14 protein-coding genes are annotated in these 17,364 nt (G+C 48.2%); 5 read left to right on the forward strand and 9 right to left on the reverse strand.

Going from position 1 to position 17,364, the window contains the following annotated elements; translation table 11 throughout:
• Positions 1-100: 100 nt before the first annotated feature.
• Positions 101-1,867, forward strand: a complete 1,767-nt coding sequence (sppA, locus tag IEY24_RS22315; RefSeq protein WP_188936182.1) for a signal peptide peptidase SppA — start codon at positions 101-103, stop codon at positions 1,865-1,867.
• Between the two features lie 54 nt (positions 1,868-1,921).
• Here the strand turns inward: sppA and IEY24_RS22320 are convergent, their stop codons facing one another.
• From IEY24_RS22320 to metH, 4 genes are all read right to left on the reverse strand, one after another.
• Positions 1,922-2,845 (reverse strand): YihY/virulence factor BrkB family protein, encoded by a 924-nt coding sequence (locus IEY24_RS22320; protein WP_188936183.1) that lies wholly within the window; start codon positions 2,843-2,845, stop codon positions 1,922-1,924.
• A gap of 162 nt (positions 2,846-3,007) precedes the next feature.
• Entirely contained in the window at positions 3,008-4,246 is a 1,239-nt protein-coding gene (locus IEY24_RS22325; RefSeq protein ID WP_188936185.1) for a NupC/NupG family nucleoside CNT transporter, read from the reverse strand.
• A gap of 95 nt (positions 4,247-4,341) precedes the next feature.
• Entirely contained in the window at positions 4,342-4,890 is a 549-nt protein-coding gene (locus IEY24_RS22330) for a nuclear transport factor 2 family protein (RefSeq protein WP_188936187.1), read from the reverse strand.
• Positions 4,891-5,090: 200 nt separating this feature from the next.
• On the reverse strand, positions 5,091-8,915 hold the full coding sequence (gene metH / locus IEY24_RS22335) for a methionine synthase (protein ID WP_188936189.1): 3,825 nt from the start codon (positions 8,913-8,915) through the stop codon (positions 5,091-5,093).
• 189 nt (positions 8,916-9,104) lie between these two features.
• Here metH and IEY24_RS22340 point away from each other — a divergent pair, with 189 nt between their 5' ends.
• On the forward strand, positions 9,105-9,581 hold the full coding sequence (locus tag IEY24_RS22340) for an Lrp/AsnC family transcriptional regulator (protein WP_188936191.1): 477 nt from the start codon (positions 9,105-9,107) through the stop codon (positions 9,579-9,581).
• 74 nt (positions 9,582-9,655) lie between these two features.
• On the opposite strand, the gene IEY24_RS22345 is transcribed toward IEY24_RS22340, so the two are convergent.
• On the reverse strand, positions 9,656-10,273 hold the full coding sequence (locus tag IEY24_RS22345; RefSeq protein ID WP_188936193.1) for a PepSY-like domain-containing protein: 618 nt from the start codon (positions 10,271-10,273) through the stop codon (positions 9,656-9,658).
• Positions 10,274-10,493: 220 nt separating this feature from the next.
• On the opposite strand from IEY24_RS22345, the gene IEY24_RS22350 reads away from it, so the two are divergent.
• The 3 genes from IEY24_RS22350 to IEY24_RS22360 all read left to right on the forward strand — a co-directional run bounded on the left by IEY24_RS22350 (position 10,494) and on the right by IEY24_RS22360 (position 13,580).
• The gene (locus IEY24_RS22350) at positions 10,494-11,108 is read left to right on the forward strand and encodes an RNA polymerase sigma factor (protein WP_188936195.1); all 615 of its coding nucleotides are present in this window, start codon (positions 10,494-10,496) and stop codon (positions 11,106-11,108) included.
• An 85-nt stretch (positions 11,109-11,193) separates the two neighbouring features.
• Entirely contained in the window at positions 11,194-12,603 is a 1,410-nt protein-coding gene (locus IEY24_RS22355; RefSeq protein WP_229222899.1) for a hypothetical protein, read from the forward strand.
• Positions 12,604-12,695: 92 nt separating this feature from the next.
• The gene (locus tag IEY24_RS22360; protein WP_188936199.1) at positions 12,696-13,580 is read left to right on the forward strand and encodes a Ppx/GppA phosphatase family protein; all 885 of its coding nucleotides are present in this window, start codon (positions 12,696-12,698) and stop codon (positions 13,578-13,580) included.
• A gap of 38 nt (positions 13,581-13,618) precedes the next feature.
• On the opposite strand, the gene IEY24_RS22365 is transcribed toward IEY24_RS22360, so the two are convergent.
• The 4 genes from IEY24_RS22365 to IEY24_RS22380 form a co-directional block, all read right to left on the reverse strand.
• Positions 13,619-13,987, reverse strand: coding sequence for an SxtJ family membrane protein (locus IEY24_RS22365; RefSeq protein ID WP_188936201.1), 369 nt, complete (start codon positions 13,985-13,987; stop codon positions 13,619-13,621).
• Between the two features lie 97 nt (positions 13,988-14,084).
• Positions 14,085-14,234: a DUF5989 family protein gene (locus IEY24_RS22370; protein ID WP_015812275.1), complete on the reverse strand. Its 150-nt coding sequence runs from the start codon at positions 14,232-14,234 to the stop codon at positions 14,085-14,087.
• 74 nt (positions 14,235-14,308) lie between these two features.
• Positions 14,309-15,430: an SGNH/GDSL hydrolase family protein gene (locus IEY24_RS22375; RefSeq protein WP_188936203.1), complete on the reverse strand. Its 1,122-nt coding sequence runs from the start codon at positions 15,428-15,430 to the stop codon at positions 14,309-14,311.
• A 27-nt stretch (positions 15,431-15,457) separates the two neighbouring features.
• Positions 15,458-17,320, reverse strand: coding sequence for a carbamoyltransferase family protein (locus tag IEY24_RS22380; RefSeq protein WP_188936205.1), 1,863 nt, complete (start codon positions 17,318-17,320; stop codon positions 15,458-15,460).
• Positions 17,321-17,364 lie beyond the last annotated feature (44 nt).

A 17,364-nucleotide genomic window follows, 5' to 3' on the forward strand; every position in this document is an offset into this window, starting at 1 on the left:
AACGACCTTTTGACATTATTTCATCCGCAAACCGCGACAATTAATACGTAATTTTGTTCCTTGATCAACTTATAGAGAAGAAATCCATTAGCAATATATTATGTTACAGTTCCTTAAATATGTCCTGGCGACTTTCGTAGGCCTTATCCTCTTCCTGTTCCTCTCCTTTTTCATTCTTGCCGGCATTGGTTCACTTTTATCGTCCGAAGAAAAGGTAACACTTGACGACAAATCGGTACTGAGGCTCGATCTGAATCAGCCGATCAGGGAGATAGGCGTCGATAATCCCTTCTCGGAATTTGGAGTGCCTTTCACCGGTGAAGAAAGTGTGGTAGGGTTAAAAGATATTGTAGATGCTTTGAAAAGCGCGCAGTCTGACGACAAAATCAAAGGTATTTACCTCAAAACCGAAGGTCCCGAGGCCGGATGGGCCACCTTGGAAGAAATCAGGAACCAGCTCCTGGAATTCAAAAAGTCTAAAAAATTCGTCGTTACCTACGGAGAAAGCTATTCAGAGAAAGGCTATTACATTGCTTCCGTAGCCGACAAGATTTACCTTAACCCCGCCGGTGGCATCGAATGGAACGGTCTTTCTGCCGAGTACAGTTTCTTCAAAGGCACATTCGATAAACTGGAAATCAAGCCGTTGGTATTCCGCGTAGGCGAATTTAAAAGCGCGATTGAAATGTTCTCACGCCAGGATATGAGCGAGGCGAGTAAAAAACAATCTATCGAACTCATTGGCGCCATCAATAATAACTTCCTGAAAAACATTTCGGCTTCCCGCAATATCCCGATCGGCGAACTCAAAAACCTGGCCGACTCGCTGGCCGTCGAAAACCCGAAATCCGCATTAAAATACAAGTTCATTACAAACCTTGGCTATCAGGATGAGCTTGAAACGGCGTTGAAGAAAGAGCTGAAAGTCGATGCGGATAAGTCCATTTCTTACGTTGGCGTGAACAAATACCTGCAAGGGTCCAGCTCTGTTGAAAAAGGTGATTTCAACACTAGAGTTGGCGTTTTGGTGGCGGAAGGGGAAATCACCGGCGGCGACGGCGATGACGGAAATATCGGTTCCGACAAGTTTGTGAAGGAACTGAAAGAGATCCGTGAAAACGATAAGATCAAAGCCGTGGTAATCCGCATTAATTCACCCGGCGGCAGCGCATTGGCATCGGATGTAATGTGGCGCGAAATCGAGCTTACGGCGAAGAAAAAACCTGTTATTGCTTCGATGTCGGACGTTGCGGCTTCCGGCGGATATTATATGGCGATGGGCTGTGATACCATCGTTGCCCAACCTAACACCATCACCGGCTCCATCGGTATTTTCGGGTTGATTTTCAACGTGACCGACTTTATGAACAACAAGCTGGGCATTACCTTCGACGGTGTCGGTACCAGCCCGCACGCTGACTGGCCCACGGCCACCCGCGAAATGACGGAATTCGAAAAATCCATGATCCAGAAAAGCGTGAATGAAGGCTACGAAACATTCACGCGAAAAGCAGCCGAAGGCCGCAAGATGCCGGTAGAAAAGCTGAAAAGCCTCGCGCAAGGCCGCGTTTGGTCGGGAATAGAAGCCAAACAAAACGGGCTTGTTGACGTGCTCGGTGGAATAGACGATGCGATTAAAATTGCTGCAAAGGCCGCCAAACTCAAGGAAGGAGACTATCGTGTACGCTACTATCCTGAGAAGAAACGTCCATTCAATGAGATGATAGAAAAACTATTGGGCGACAATGAAGAACAGGCCACCAACAAGGCGCTTGGCGATCTGGCACCTTATGTGAAAACATACAAAAAACTCATGAATATGGGAGGAATGCAGGCACGCATGCCTTTCGAGATGGTAATCCGCTAGACAGCCGGATAGCATTACAAATAGTCGGGGTCCGCATTGAATGCGAGCCCTTTTTTAGTCTGTAATCTTGACACCCGTTTTCCGGTCGAGCTCCTGCCGGACGATCAGCACGGCGTGCTTACTGGGCGCGATAGCAACGCCGTCGAGGCGTGCATAAACCTTGGTAAACTCTGCTCCGAAATATAGGATGATAGATGAATAGTAAATCCAGGTCAGCAGGATCACGATGGAAGCCGAAGTGCCATATGCCGCGCCCAAATCCGATTTCCCGAGATAGAAACTGATGATAAATTTCCCAACCAGGAATAAAACGCCCGTGAATGCGGCCCCTACAAGGCACTCCTTCCAGCGCAGGTCGCCGTCGGGCAATACTTTAAATATCACGGTAAACAGCGCGGTGATGATTGATAGCACCAATGCAAGGTTGACAACGTAAAACACGACTACCGATGCCTCCGAAAATAACGCTTCCAGCCGGGAACTCAGCAGATCAACCAATGCACTCGCGCCCAGCGACACGACGAGCAGAAAACCCAATGTTAGGATCAGGGAAAACGAAATCAGCCTGTTTTTGAGGTATTGAAGCCAGCCCTTCTTAGGTTTCGCTTTGATAGCCCAGATAAAGTTGATGGAATCCTGCATTTCAGCAAATACACCGGTGGCACCAATGAGTAGGGTACCAATACCTATTGCTGCCGCCACGCCGGATTTATTGGACATCTCGGCATTTTTTAGGATCTCCTGCAATTGCGAGGCCGCGGAAGCACCGACCAGTCCGCTAATTTGCCCAAACAGTTCGCCCTGTATCGCGTCCCGCCCAAAAAATATGCTGAAAACCGAGATAATGACCAGCAGCATCGGCGCGAGCGAAAATATCGTGTAGTACGACAGTGCAGCCGCCAGTTTCATTCCATTATCATTGAGAAACTCGTTGAAGCTATCTTTGAGGAGCGACCAGAAGAGTTTAATATGTTGCATAGTATAATGTGTTGAATCGGTTTTCAGGATGTTGATATTGAGTTCATAAAAACTTTTGTGCCAATTGCCTGGTCACGTTTTCGGAATACAACTCACAAAAACACAAAAAGAGCAGCTAATGTGCTCTTTTTGTGTTCATCAATTCTGCATGATAGTTGTGTTTTACAAGAGCAACCCGGCAAGTGTGGCCGACATATAGGAAGCCAGCGTACCGGAAATCAATGCCTTGAACCCTAGCCGGGCCAGATCCGCCCGCCGCGAGGGTGCCAGCTCACCAATCCCTCCCACCTGAATGGCGATGGAACTGAAATTAGCGAAACCACATAATGCGAAGCTGGTAATGACGATTGTTTTGTGGTCGAGCGTGTCTTTCAGCTTCACCATGTCGAGGTAGGCCACAAATTCGTTGATCACCATTTTGGTGCCCATCAATGAACCCGCCGCCTCGATGTCCTTTGCAGGAACGCCCATTGCCCATGCGAAAACAGCGAATATCTTACCTAGCACGAAGTTGAAACTCAATTGCGGAAACGCGAAAAGGCCCCCAATATAGCCCAGCAAGTAATCCAGTAATGCAACCAGCGCAATAAATCCGATCAACATCGCAATCACGTTGAAACCTACTTTCAATCCCTCCCCTGCTCCCGCTGCGATGGCGTCGAGCAGGTTGGCGTGGGTTTTCTGGGTTTCGAGTTTCACCATTCCTTTCGTATTCGATTTCTCGGTTTCAGGAAAAACGATTTTGGAGATAACCAAAGCTCCCGGAGCGGCCATCAAACTTGCCGCGATAAGGTAAGGCGCCGGTACGCCTAACGAGATGTATACAGCCATTACCCCGCCGGCAATGCAGGCGAAACTGCCTGTCATAGATGCCATCAGTTCGGAGTTGGTCATGTTTTTCAGATAAGGTTTGATCATGATCTGCGCCTCTACCTGCCCAACAAACGTACTCGCGACATTCGAAAGCGCTTCGGCCCCGCTCACGCCCATCAGCCAATACACGCCGCGCGCGATCACCGACACAACCCGCTGCATAATGCCCAAATGGTAAAGCATATTCACCAGCACGGCCACGAAAATGATGGTTGGAATTACTTTAAAAAAGAAAACGAAGTCGTTACCCGGCCCGAATGCCCGTTGCATCAGTTCGGGCCTTACCAATGTACCGAAAACGAAATCGGCACCTTTATCCGAAAAAGAAAGTAGTTTTTGGACCTTGCCACCAAGCCATTGGAAGATTGACTGGCCCATGTCGGTTCGGAGGATGAAGACTGCGAGCCCGAATTGAAGGCCCAGGCCGACGGCAACTGTACGATAGTTAATGGCCTTTCTATTGTTTGACATCGCAAATGCAATGCCCAGGATCAATACGATACCCAACAATCCTGTAAATCTCTCCATGCGTAGTTTGTCGTCACTTTTTAACCAAAGGTGCAAAATAACAACAATTTAGTCGCATGAAGGCAACTAACTCAAAATATCAGGAAGAGAGGCAATTATTTAGAAGTTTTGTCTGATTTCGCATTGCTGGCGATGGGATCAGCCTGACGATGTGCGATTTTCCAGACGTTATTTTCTTTCCGGAAAAGCACGGTAACATGCAGATCGACTTTGCGCCCATCGGCGAAGCGGTAATGCTCTTTTTGAATAAGGTAGCCTTGTGTAGCACTTTCCTGGCTTGCAACTTTTTCAAAAGCATAGGTCACGTCTTTCGCAGGAATGCTTCCGGCATTATTCAGGCATGCTTCGACGGCATTCCACCCCTTGGAATCGGCATTTTCAACTCCTCCGAAAATAGTAACGTCATCCTGATGCGACCATAAAGTTTTAAAAAATGCCGGATTGCCCTTCGCCATTTCAAGATTGGCTTTGTGCAGGTCGGCGACGGCTGCATCCAAAGAAAATGTCGCTACGGCCTTCGGGGAATGTTTGCTTCCGTACCCAGCCGTAATGACCGGCTGGGTATTTTCTCTTGTCATGGTCCTGTATTTAAAGGACGATGCCAGCAGGATTAAGAGGATAAAAACTGAGATATTTCTTTTCATGGCTAATAAACTATTAAGTTCTCACTTAAGTGATGCAAATATCAGGCGTTCAAACATCAGAAACTAGCGTATAAATACCTGATTAAGACGCGTCATACCACCTAATTACGCCTTTTTGCAAAAAATAGTACATTTCGGGCACAAAAAAAAGGAGAATAGCACCGAACTATTCTCCTTTTGTACTTTTTAGATAAACCAGTTTAGTATCCGAGCACCGGCGAAAGCCACTTTTCGATTTCTTCTACCGGCATATTTTTTCGGCGGGCATAATCCTCGACCTGGTCTTTGTAAATCTTTCCAACCGGGAAATAACGGCTGTCGGGATGCGAGAAATACCATCCGCTGACGCTGCTTGCAGGGTACATGGCAAAGCTCTCCGTGAGGGTAATGCCGAGTTGTTCCGCCCCAAGCAAGTCGAACAGATGACGTTTTTCGGTGTGGTCCGGGCAAGCAGGGTAACCCGGTGCAGGGCGAATACCGCTATAATCCTCCTTAATCAGCTCCTCATTGGTTAAGCTTTCTGCTTTCGCATATCCCCACAGCTCTTTGCGCACTTTCTCGTGCATCAATTCCGCCAGGGCTTCTACCAAACGATCGGCCAGGGCCTTCACCATGATGCTGTTGTAGTCGTCGTGATCTCTTTCATACTTGTCCAGCAATGCTTCGATACCTACGCCAGCCGTTACCGCAAAACCGCCAATGTAATCGGCATGGCCCGATTCGAGAGGAGCCACGAAGTCGGACAGGCAGTAGTTCGGCAGGTTTGCCGCTTTCTGGCTTTGCTGACGCAAATGGTGCAATACAGCTGCCGTATCCGCCACCAATTCCCCTGCATTCAGGTTTTCGACGCCCTGTCTGCTGATCTTATATTCGATATGCTGATGCGATCCGTGACGTTCGCAAGGCACTTCGCGGGTTTCTTCTTCGAAATGGTGCAGTACAAGGTCATCCTGGATCGAGTTCGCTGGCCAGAAACCGACCACAGCGCGTGCTTTTAAGGTTTTATCACGAATGATTTCTCCTAACAGAACCGCCGCGTCTTCATATAGCTTCATAGCTTCCTTACCTACGACAGCATCATCGAATATTTTGGGATATTTTCCGTGCAGCTGCCAGGTTTGGAAGAATGGCGTCCAGTCGATGTATTTCGCAATGTCGGCCAGATCGTAATCATCGTACACGCGTGTCCCCAGGAACTGCGGTTTTACGGCCTGGAAGTTTGCCCAATCGATTTTGGCTTTATTATCCCTTGCTTTACCGATAGCCACATGCGCTTTTTCTCCACCGCGTTTTGCATGGTCATCACGCAGCTTGGCATATTCTGCCTTAATATCCTTCAACACGTCGGCCTGACTTTGGGCGCTTTGAATCAGTTTCCCTGCCACTGGTACCGAACGCGACGCATCGAGCACGTGGATCACCGCCCCCGAATAGTTCGGATCGATTTTCACGGCCGTGTGAATGCGGGAAGTGGTTGCTCCACCAATGAGCAAAGGAATCTTGAAATTCCGACGCTCCATTTCTTTTGCAACACCTACCATCTCATCCAACGACGGCGTGATCAGTCCCGATAAGCCGATGATATCCACCTGATGCTCCAATGCCGCCGCCAGGATCTTGTCCGTCGGCACCATTACACCCAGGTCTATGATCTCATAGTTGTTACAACCCAGCACCACACCAACAATATTCTTTCCAATATCGTGTACATCGCCTTTTACGGTCGCCATCAATATCTTACCAGCCGATGAATTGCCTTCCTGTTTCTCCGCTTCGATAAACGGTTGCAGGTACGCCACAGCCTTCTTCATCACCCTGGCCGATTTCACCACCTGCGGAAGGAACATTTTACCTTCCCCAAACAAGTCGCCGACGATACTCATTCCATCCATCAATGGCCCTTCGATCACCTCCAGAGGGCGGGTGAACAAATGGCGGCATTCTTCGATATCTTCGTCTACATAATCCGAAATACCTTTCACCAATGCATGCGAAATACGCTCCTTAATCGGAAGCTCTCTCCATGAAAGGTCGGGGCCACTCTGCGTTTTGCCTTTGTCTTTGACAGTTTCTGCATAGGTCACCAGACGTTCGGTGGAATCCGGACGGCGGTTAAGCAATACATCTTCAACCAGTTCCAGTACATCCTTCGGAATTTCATCATAAATACCGATCTGGCCGGCATTCACAATGCCCATATCCATTCCCGCCTTAATCGCGTGGTAAAGGAATGCGGTATGGATCGCCTCGCGCACCGGCTCATTACCCCGGAAACTGAATGATACGTTCGAAACACCACCGGAAACTTTCGCATGCGGAAGGTTTTCTTTGATCCACCGCACGGCGTTGATAAAATCGACCGCGTAATTATTATGCTCCTCCATTCCCGTCGCGACGGTCAGGATGTTGGGGTCAAAAATGATATCCTCGGCCGGGAAGCCTACTTCGTCCACCAGAATTCGGTAAGCCCGTTCACAGATTTCGATCCGGCGTTCGTAGTTATCGGCCTGGCCTTTTTCATCGAATGCCATTACCACCGTAGCCGCACCATAGCGAAGCACGGTCCGGGCCGATTCTTTGAACTTCTCCTCTCCTTCTTTCAACGAAATCGAGTTCACGATGGATTTTCCCTGCACACATTTCAAACCGGACTCGATCACTTCCCATTTCGAGGAGTCGATCATCAAAGGCACTTTGGAAATGTCCGGTTCGGATGCGATCAGGTTCACGAATGTCTTCATCGCCTCTACGCCGTCGATCATACCTTCGTCGAGGTTCACGTCGATCACCTGCGCGCCGCTTTCCACCTGCTCGCGCGCGATGGTCAGCGCTTCGTCATATTTGCTTTCGCGGATCAGGCGGGCGAATTTCTTTGAACCCGTTACGTTACAGCGCTCACCAATGTTCACAAAATTGGTTAATGCATTGATTTTCACAGGCTCCAGACCAGAAAGCTTCATCACCGTCTCAGTATCCGGGAGCAGCCTTGGTGCGTATTTCTGCGCGGTTTCGGCAATGACACGGATGTGGTCCGGTGTCGTTCCGCAGCAGCCTCCGATGATATTGACCAGGTTATCCCTCAAAAACCCGTCAATTACCTCGCCCATTTGCTCCGGTGTCTCGTCATATTCACCCATTTCGTTCGGCAAACCTGCATTGGGGTGCGCTGAGGTGTAGAAAGGTGATTCTTTGGCTAAAATCTGTACATAAGGCCGCATCAAATCTGCTCCTAATGCACAGTTCAAACCCACTGATAATAATGGTAAGTGCGAAACGGACGTCAGGAATGCCTCGGTAGTCTGGCCGGAAAGTGTTCTTCCGGAAGCATCGGTGATGGTTCCCGAGATCATGATCGGTAATGCTTGTCCCGGCGCTATTTTCCATGAAGGCAAATGTTCCACCTTGCCTGCCTTCGCGTCCACAAAGAACTGATCGATCGCAAAAAGCGCCGCTTTCGCATTAAGTGTATCGAAAATCGTTTCCACAAGCAACAAATCGCAGCCACCGTCGGTCAGGCCTTTTACCTGCTCGTAATAGGCTTCTACCAGTTGATCGAAGCTGATCGCGCGGAAACCCGGATTGTTCACATCCGGTGAAAGTGAGGCCGTACGGTTGGTCGGGCCGATCGAACCTGCCACAAAGCGCGGCTTGTTGGGTTCACGCTCCGTGAATTCATCGGCTACCTCACGCGCGAGCCGCGCCGATTCGTAGTTAAGCTCGTACACGATTTCCTCCATGCCGTAGTCGGCCATGGCGATGGTCGTACCCGAAAATGTATTCGTTTCGGCAATATCTGCCCCTGCCGCAAAATAGGCGGCGTGAATTTCTTTGATAATGTCCGGACGCGTCAGTGAAAGCAGGTCGTTATTCCCCTTTACGTCGTGCGGCCAGTCTGCAAACCGTTCTCCCCGGTAGTCGTGATCCTCCAATTTATACCGCTGGATCATCGTACCCATAGCGCCATCCAGTACCAGAATACGGTTTTTAAGAATTTCGCGGATATCTGCTTTTTGAGTTGCTACCATAAGTGTTTTAAATGTCTGATTATCATTTCGCCGGAAAAGCACATGCTTCTTGAATTGACAAATTTAACCCAATAGATGTTTTGTTCAATAAAATCAAAAAATTCAGATTAAAAGTCTGGCAGTTTCACCACATCTAAATTATTTATCTATATTCGAAGCCATCTCAGAGTGAATAAAGATATTCTATCTATGCATAATCTGGACGATATTGACGCCAAAATCCTGCATTTGCTGCAACAGGACGCTACTTTGAAAACACGTGAATTGTCGGAAAAGTTGAACCTCTCCTACACGCCCGTATATGAGCGCGTGCGCAGGCTGGAAAAAGAAGGTATAATAAAAAAATATGTGGCGCTCGTCGACCGCGAGAAGGTCGGCAAAAAGCTGATGGCCTTTTGCAACATTGCATTGAAAGAGCATTCGAAAGTGATGGGCGAAAAATTCGTAAAAGCTGTTTCAGCGATGTCGGAGGTGATGGAATGCTTCAATATCTCCGGAGATTATGATTTTTTGCTCAAAGTAGTGGTGGACGATATGTCGCAGTACCAGCAATTTTTAATGCAAAAGCTGGGCTCACTGGAGAATATCGGCAGCACGCACAGTCTTTTTGTGATGGGTGAGATCAAAAACTCGTCGGTACTGGAAATGCTAACCCCGAAAAAATAAATACGGCACCGGAAAATCCAGCACCGTATTCCAACTCACCCCTAACAAAATATTTTTACGATCGGTATGATCGGCTAATGTCTCTTACGAGGACGCCCGAAAGCAGGCTTTTCCAATTCCTTATTGAACGATCCGTCGGCATTGAAAAGCAGTATTTTTACTTTGCTATCCACCAGAATACCCACATAGTATTCCCCCGCATCATTGGTTGCAGCGAGTTTGATCTCTGCTCCCGTGTAGTTAGAAGTAATATATGATGTAATGTTCGCGGGCAATGCGCTTACCTCTATTTTGGTCAGTTTCGCTTTCTGCACATGCTGTTTCAGCTCCGCCTTAAATGCGCCGTTGGCGTCGAAAAGCAAGCCTTTCACTGATCCGTCGGCAAGGGTAATGGCTACCACTATTTTTCCCGCCTGGTCTTTTGCGGCATATTTGATTTCAGCCCCTGCATAGGCGCTGTCAATGTAAGCGGTCACCGCTGCGGGCAAATCCGTCGTTGCTACTTCCGTAAGTTTACCCTTACACCTGCCCAACGTCACCGAGTCCGTCACCACTGCAAGCCTCGCGGCCGATTCAACCACACTTTCGAAATCACTCGCCTCAGTTTCAGGGCTCAACGACTCGCTATTCTTCTGGCAGGCCGTAAACCAGACGCCTGTCAACAACACCAGTAAAAGTGAAACTTTTTTCATGATATACCCACGGGTTTTTGTGAAAGTATCAAACTGTTTTCTGCCTTTACGCCCCCTCTGACGCCCATGTTGCATGCCGATCCATTTTTTTGAGATTTTTTTCGCGGCATCCTGCATTTCCGAAGCATCAAAACTTTTCGTAATTTTTTGCAACAGATTAGCGGGCAGGGACGTATTCAAAAGTGAGAAATTCTATCCCTGACAACTTGATACCCTGACTTTGCTTTTTAAAAGAAAAATATCTTTTAACGAAAACGACTTTGAGTCGGTGGTAGCGGCATGTATCGCCGGGGATAACCAGGCACAGAGGCATTTATATAAACAGTTCTTCGGCTATTCAAAAAGCATTTGCCTGCGATACACCTCGACGACCGAAGAAGCGGAAGAAGTTTTGAATGAAGGTTTTTTAAAAGTATTTAACAATCTGGGGAAGTACGACGCCAATCACCCTTTCAAGGCATGGCTGCGGACGATCATGGTGAATACGGCGATCAGCTATTACCGGAAGCACAAGAAGCACACGGAGGATGTGATCGCACTGGAAGACGCCCCTTATCCCAAATTTGATGAAGATATAATAGGCCAGATCACTGCTGAGGAAATACTGGGCCTGATCCAACAGATCAAACCGGTTTATAAGAATGTATTTTTGTTATACGTGGTAGATGGCTACAATCATCGTGAGATAGCAGACCTGCTGCAAATTAACGAGGCAACGGTAAGATCGCATTATGTGCGTGCCCGGGCTCGTTTGCAGCATTTGATCAAACAATATTACCCACATCTCTTCCCAAGTGATTGGGCTCTTAAGTCATTCAGAGGAAATGAAAACTAATAGATTTGAAAATACTATACGCCGAAAATTAGAGAGTATTGAACCGGACTTTCAAGAGCAGGATTGGGCTCGTATGCAAAATTACATGCAAGCCCAAACCCCTCCTTCGTTCCTGCAACAATACGGTTCCTGGATCGGGTACGCCGCCGCCGCATCGGTAACATCGGTGATGGCGTATATGTACGTCAACCAGCTCTCACAGAACGACCATCTGGTGCGGGATATGAAGAGTCTGCAAAGCCAGATCGAAGTTATCCGCAACCAACCGGCACCTGTCGCAAAAACCGACACGGTTTATGTATTGCAAACGGCACCGGACGGGCAAGGTCTTCAGGCCACATTGCAACATCAGGATTATGATCGAAGCCGGTCTCAAACAAGCTTACAGCAAGATTTGAGGCAAGACGACCTCGCAAATGCGGAAGTACCCGCTCGTGAGACCACTATTCCTGAACCGGAAGTGACTGGAAGGGAGCGTAATGCAACAACTCAGGGCAATGCAACCGTGAAAGCTGCACATCCGGGTCGCGAAAAGTCGCGGGAGTCGCTGGCAGCGGTTCAGCCTTTCAATGAAGCGGTTTCGACAGCATCCGACGCGGTTAATGACGGAAATGCAGCAAACGCGGACGCTAATCAATCGTCTCAAACGCCTTCAATTTTCGCAGACAGGACGTTCGGCAGCGAATTCCACATTGCCGCTATCGACAGCCCGGTTGAAGTGCAAAACGGCATCTCGCTGAAACGAAAAATGCATTATGACCTTGCGAGCAAACTTTCGGCACGACAAGTACAAAAAGCATTGGTAGCCAACAATATACAGGTTGCCAAGATACCAGTGAGCAGTAAAAAGGCAGAACAGGTTGCTCAGACAGAAAGTGTTATTCCGAAATTACCTTTGAAAACACCTTATCGTTTCGGTGCAGGATATCAGATCGAGGGGAATGGTCAGGGTAAAACGGTGCTGGGAGAAGTGATTATCAAGAAAAAATTCTCCATCTCGGCGGGCATTACCTGGCTGAAAGCAAAACGGGCCGAATTCTTTACCGAGAACACTTTCAGGGTCGAAGCCCGCAAGGATTTCAAAGAAACACATCCGGGCCAGGTACCGCTCATTTTTCAATTGTATAATATCAAAATTGACCAGAGCATAGTTCAGATCCCGCTTACACTGGCGTTCCGTAACACCCTGAAAGACGATTGGGGTTACTACGCAAGCCTTGGCACGAACTTCAAGGTTTCGTCCAAAGAGACCGTTTCATACGACTGTCGCGGGCCTAAAAATGAGTTCTTCAATCAGAGTTTCTCTAAAAAGGGAGACGTCTCTCCGATCACTTCCATGAACTTCGCGGTGGGGATCGAGAAAACCTGGCATCCGATCGTGGTTCAGGCAGAAGGTTACTGGGTCAATTATTTTAAACCGATCTCTCCACTCAGAAATAGCGCCGGTCCGGGCCTGAGAGTAAAGCTATTGTATCAGATTGGCCACCAAATGTAACGTGTACCCGTGAAGTTTCGCGGACAGGGTATTGAAACTTGTCCGCGAAACTCTATTTTTGGCCTTTATTTACTCCCCTATTTGACGAGCTTTTGAAATTCGCAGCCATAGATATCGGTTCCAATGGTGCCCGTATGCAAATCTCTTCCGTTTTGCAGGACGAAGGCATTTCACGCTTCAAGAAGGTAGAATACGTCCGCTTCCCGCTTCGCCTCGGTCACGATGTGTTCACCCAGGGCCTCATTACCCCCCAAAGCGAAGACCGCATGATGAAGCTCATGCTGGCCTACCAGCTGCTAATGGAGCTTCACGAGGTCGACGATTTTATGGCTTGCTCGACATCAGCCATGCGCGAAGCAGCTAATGGGCAGGAAGTCCGCGACCATATCGAACGACGCACAGGTATTCATATCCAGATCATCGACGGTCAAAAGGAAGCAGAGCTTGTCAATAATGTGGTGGTTCAATCGTTGAGCGACGGGCAGTACCTTCACATCGACGTGGGTGGCGGCAGCACTGAGCTGAACCTATACCAGGACAGGCAAAAGATCAATGCCAAATCATTCAAGCTGGGTTCCGTGCGCCTTTTGGAAGGAAAGGAATCAAAAAATGCGTGGATGAAAATCAAGGAGTGGATCAACCAGAACGTCGATTACAGCAAGCCGATTCAAGCGGTAGGTACAGGTGGAAATATTAACAAGCTATTCGATCTTTCCTCCAAACTCACCGAAAGCTCAACAAGTCTAGATGAAATCCAGCGGATGCGCGATTATATTGATCAATTTTCACTCGCCGATCGCATCAATAAGCTACAACTCAATCCCGACCGCGCGGATGTGATCGTACCTGCGGGCGATATTTATACTTCGGCCATGCGCTGGGCAGGCGCAGACGTCATTCACGTGCCCGATGTTGGCTTGAAGGATGGTATGCTCCAATTGCTTTACGAGCGCGCATGCCGCAAAAAAAAGGCCTGAAACCAGGCCTTTTTGCGTTGATATTTCTAGCACCGGCATTACCAAACCTGTTCCAGGTCTTTGGCCGAATACTTGTGATTTCTTTCTGTAAAAACGGTATCAGATGCTTCTTTTTTAAGGTGAAGCGGGTTTTTCTTAGTCAACCGGGCGATGACTGCAACCGGAAACAGAACGATAAAGAATACTGCCGAGAGGAGGATCTTGCCATTTATCGCGCCCAGCACTTCCGCTATTTTATACCAAACTTTCACGATCAGGTCGCCAAAAGCCGGGATTGCAAGGCTGAAAACGCCGATTACCGCCGCGGCGATAAGGAAATAGGGGTATTGGGATTTGAAAATAAAATACATGACAACCAGCCCGGTCACGATCACCAGCTGCGCTTTGACTTTTTCGGATTCACTCATTTTGATAATGTGATATTACTGCCGGCAGCCATGCGTGATGCACTGCTGCCGGCGAAGTTTCAGATAGGAACTGGACTGATCTGCGTTGTACTGAAAATCAGAACAAAGTGTAGATGAAAGGCGCCACAGCCGACCCACCTCCGATTACGATCAGGACACCAATTAGTAGCAGAACGATGATCACAGGAGCAAGCCACCACTTCTTACGCTCCTTCATAAATGCAAACAAATCTGTCAAAAAATCCATCTCGATATAGTGTTTAAAAATCAAATTTAGAACTTAATTATTTTAATGTACACTTCTAACCCGTTAATTCTGAGTTATCGTTTGTTCATTGCCTGGTAGAGCCTGTCGGCGATCAGCTGGTTTAGCGCTGCGCTGCCGTGGCCGTCATTTTTACCTACAACACGCTCTTTCTCAGGAATTTTAACGACACCATCATTGATACCCACTACCTTCACATTATTCGATTTCAGGTAATCTTCTACCGGTTTGGTATACCCGGCACTTTTATCCACCTGGAACAGGAAGGGGATGAACACGGCGTACATCTGAGCTTTCGTGCTGTCGCGATAGGCTAGTATTCCCGAAAGGTCTCTCAAATGCGCATTCAGCACGGTGGTATCGGTGTAGGCTGTTTGTACAAATTTCTCAAAAGTGCTGAAACCGGTGTGCGGCAATTGCCAGTAGATGAAATTAGGCAGGTAAAAGCGTTTCACAATGGTCGCGGTCGGGCCTTTGAGGTCGGCATAGGGCTCTGCCCCCGTGAGCGTCAAGCCTTTCTCGCGACCCACTTTTTCAATGTCGTTTGGAAAGTATTCGAGAATGATGATGTCCGGCTTTACCGGAAATTCTTTCAGGCGTTTTACTTCGTCGCGCGTGTCGGCCCCTGACATGCCGAGATTATAAATCGTGTATTTATCCGTTCCGAGCTTGGCTTCCAGCATATTGGAGAAGCGCTCGTTCACGTCTTTCAAGCCGTGACCGGCTGCAAATGAATCGCCAATTACAAGTACCTTCTTTTTTCCCGGTTCGTTCTGTACTTCTTTGTCGTGGTAACCCAACGCATTAACCGGATGCCAGTATTTCTCCCACCAGATCTGCGACGCTTTCGACAGCACGCCCTCATGGCTTTGCGGCACGTACATGAATACAATTTCAAGGAAAATCAGTACCACGATCAGCGGCGTAATAATCGTTACAATATTGGCAACCAAGCCTTTGGCCTTGCTTTTAACCACACCATAATAGAAGATGCGCAGGATTTCGATAATCAGCAAAAACCAAAATGCGAACTTGGCCAGCCTGACATGCCAGCTATCGCTCTGAGGGTATCCCGGGTAGTCGAATTTGATGTGGAATTTGTCCGGATAAAACAGGAACACAAACAGCAATCCCAGGAAGAGAATGCGGATTATGCTTGTAACAATTTTAGATGCCATTACTTTGGGTGCTCGGTGATTAGAGGATTAGTCAAGAACAAATTCTTCCTTCCAATTATCTTTTTCCAGCCATTCCGACTGCTGTTTTTTGTCAAAAATGTAGTTTCCCACTACCAGGTAATCCATTTCGGTACGCATGAAACAACGGTAGGCGTCGTTCGGCGTGCAAACGATCGGTTCCCCGCGGACGTTGAAACTTGTGTTTACGATCACTGCATAGCCTGTCAATGCCTTGAAAGCGTCGATCAGATCGTAGTAACGAGGATTGGTATCTTTATGTACCGTCTGGATACGTGCCGAATAGTCGATGTGCGTGATCGAAGGCAGGTCGGAACGCTCGAAATAGAGTTTTTCGCGCAAATCCAGCGAGCCGTAATTCGCAGGCACCGGCTTTCGACGGTTTTCCGCAACCGGGTGAACCAGCAGCATATAGGGTGAAATACCATCGTAATCGAAATAATCCTGGCAATCCTCTGCCAGTACCGAAGGCGCAAACGGCCGGAACGATTCACGGTATTTAATCTTCAAATTCAATTTTTTCTGCATTTCGGCATTGCGAGGGTCGCCCAGAATGCTGCGACCACCCAACGCACGCGGGCCGAACTCCATCCGTCCCTGTACCCAGCCTACTACGTTCCCTTCCGACAACAACCTGGCTGCTTCCTGCGTCAAGTCTTTGAAGTTCTCGTAGTAGGTGTAATGCGCCTTGTATTTCTTGGCTGTCAACGCGACGTCGAGATCGGAGAAGGTAGGCCCGAGGTAAGATCCGCGCATGGCATCGGCCTTCCAGGTGATTTTTCTTTCTTGTCCGAAATAAATATGGAAAGCGGCTTGTGCGGCGCCTAGCGCGCCTCCCGCGTCACCGGCTGCCGGCTGGATGAAGATATCTTTAAAAATATTGGCCTTTTGAAGCTTACCATTTGATACGCAGTTCAATGCAACACCTCCCGCCATACAAAGGTAGTCGGCACCGGTAAGACGTTTGGCTTCTTTCGCCATCCTTACCACCGCTTCTTCGGTGATATTCTGGATCGCAAGGCCAAGGTTACAATGTATCGCTTCGAGCGCATCTTCGGGCCTGCGGGTTTTAAAGCCGAACAATGCCTCCCACTTATGCTCATTGACCATTTTCAGGCCAGTTGCATAGTCGAAATACTCCTGATCGAGCCAAACCGAGCCGTCTTCTTTCAGATCGATGAGTTCTTTCAGGATAATGTCTTCGTAACGCTTGATGTCCGGTGAAGTTGGGTCACCATACGGGGCGAGGCCCATCAGCTTATATTCTCCCGAGTTTACACGGAAACCCAGGAAGTAAGTGAATGCGGAATAAAGCAGCCCGAGCGAATGCGGAAAACGCAGCTCTTTGAGAATGCTGATGTCTTTTCCTTCGCCGAGACAGATCGACGCCGTTGCCCATTCGCCGACGCCATCGATCGTCAGGATAGCGGATTTTTCGTATGGAGAAGGGTAATATGCACTGGCAGCATGCGATAGGTGGTGCTCGGGGAAGAGCATCTTCACCTTCTTCTTTTTATCGTAGCCCAGCTTTTCCAGCTCCTCGTTAATGAGCCGTTTCAGGAACATTTTTTCCTTGATCCACACCGGCATTGCGGTCAAAAACGACCGAACGCCTTTAGGTGCAAATGCATAGTAGGTTTCGAGTAGTCTTTCAAATTTCAGAAGAGGCTTATCGTAAAAAACGATGGCATCCAGCTCGTTAATGGATAGCCCGCCGTATTCGAGGCAAAAGGCAACTGCATTGGAGGGGAACCCGGGGTCGTGCTTTTTGCGTGTAAAACGCTCTTCCTGTGCTGCGGCTACAATTTCGCCATTATCTATAAGAGCCGCGGCCGAATCATGATAGAAAGCCGAAATACCTAAAATTTTCATTAATGAGTGATTAGAATAATGTGTACAGTTTCGTCTTACACCGT

Source organism: Dyadobacter endophyticus (genome assembly GCF_014641595.1).
Classification (GTDB): domain Bacteria; phylum Bacteroidota; class Bacteroidia; order Cytophagales; family Spirosomataceae; genus Dyadobacter; species Dyadobacter endophyticus.

What these genes read in the sequence shown, in the direction of transcription:
- IEY24_RS22345 (WP_188936193.1), bottom strand. Translation starts at nt 10,273, where the DNA reads ATGAAAAAAGTTTCACTTTTACTGGTGTTGTTGACAGGCGTCTGGTTT.
- IEY24_RS22325 (WP_188936185.1), bottom strand. Translation starts at nt 4,246, where the DNA reads ATGGAGAGATTTACAGGATTGTTGGGTATCGTATTGATCCTGGGCATT.
- IEY24_RS22370 (WP_015812275.1), bottom strand. Translation starts at nt 14,234, where the DNA reads ATGGATTTTTTGACAGATTTGTTTGCATTTATGAAGGAGCGTAAGAAG.
- metH (WP_188936189.1), bottom strand. Translation starts at nt 8,915, where the DNA reads ATGGTAGCAACTCAAAAAGCAGATATCCGCGAAATTCTTAAAAACCGT.
- IEY24_RS22365 (WP_188936201.1), bottom strand. Translation starts at nt 13,987, where the DNA reads ATGAGTGAATCCGAAAAAGTCAAAGCGCAGCTGGTGATCGTGACCGGG.
- IEY24_RS22355 (WP_229222899.1), top strand. Translation starts at nt 11,194, where the DNA reads ATGCAAGCCCAAACCCCTCCTTCGTTCCTGCAACAATACGGTTCCTGG.
- sppA (WP_188936182.1), top strand. Translation starts at nt 101, where the DNA reads ATGTTACAGTTCCTTAAATATGTCCTGGCGACTTTCGTAGGCCTTATC.
- IEY24_RS22340 (WP_188936191.1), top strand. Translation starts at nt 9,105, where the DNA reads ATGCATAATCTGGACGATATTGACGCCAAAATCCTGCATTTGCTGCAA.
- IEY24_RS22380 (WP_188936205.1), bottom strand. Translation starts at nt 17,320, where the DNA reads ATGAAAATTTTAGGTATTTCGGCTTTCTATCATGATTCGGCCGCGGCT.
- IEY24_RS22320 (WP_188936183.1), bottom strand. Translation starts at nt 2,845, where the DNA reads ATGCAACATATTAAACTCTTCTGGTCGCTCCTCAAAGATAGCTTCAAC.
- IEY24_RS22330 (WP_188936187.1), bottom strand. Translation starts at nt 4,890, where the DNA reads ATGAAAAGAAATATCTCAGTTTTTATCCTCTTAATCCTGCTGGCATCG.
- IEY24_RS22375 (WP_188936203.1), bottom strand. Translation starts at nt 15,430, where the DNA reads ATGGCATCTAAAATTGTTACAAGCATAATCCGCATTCTCTTCCTGGGA.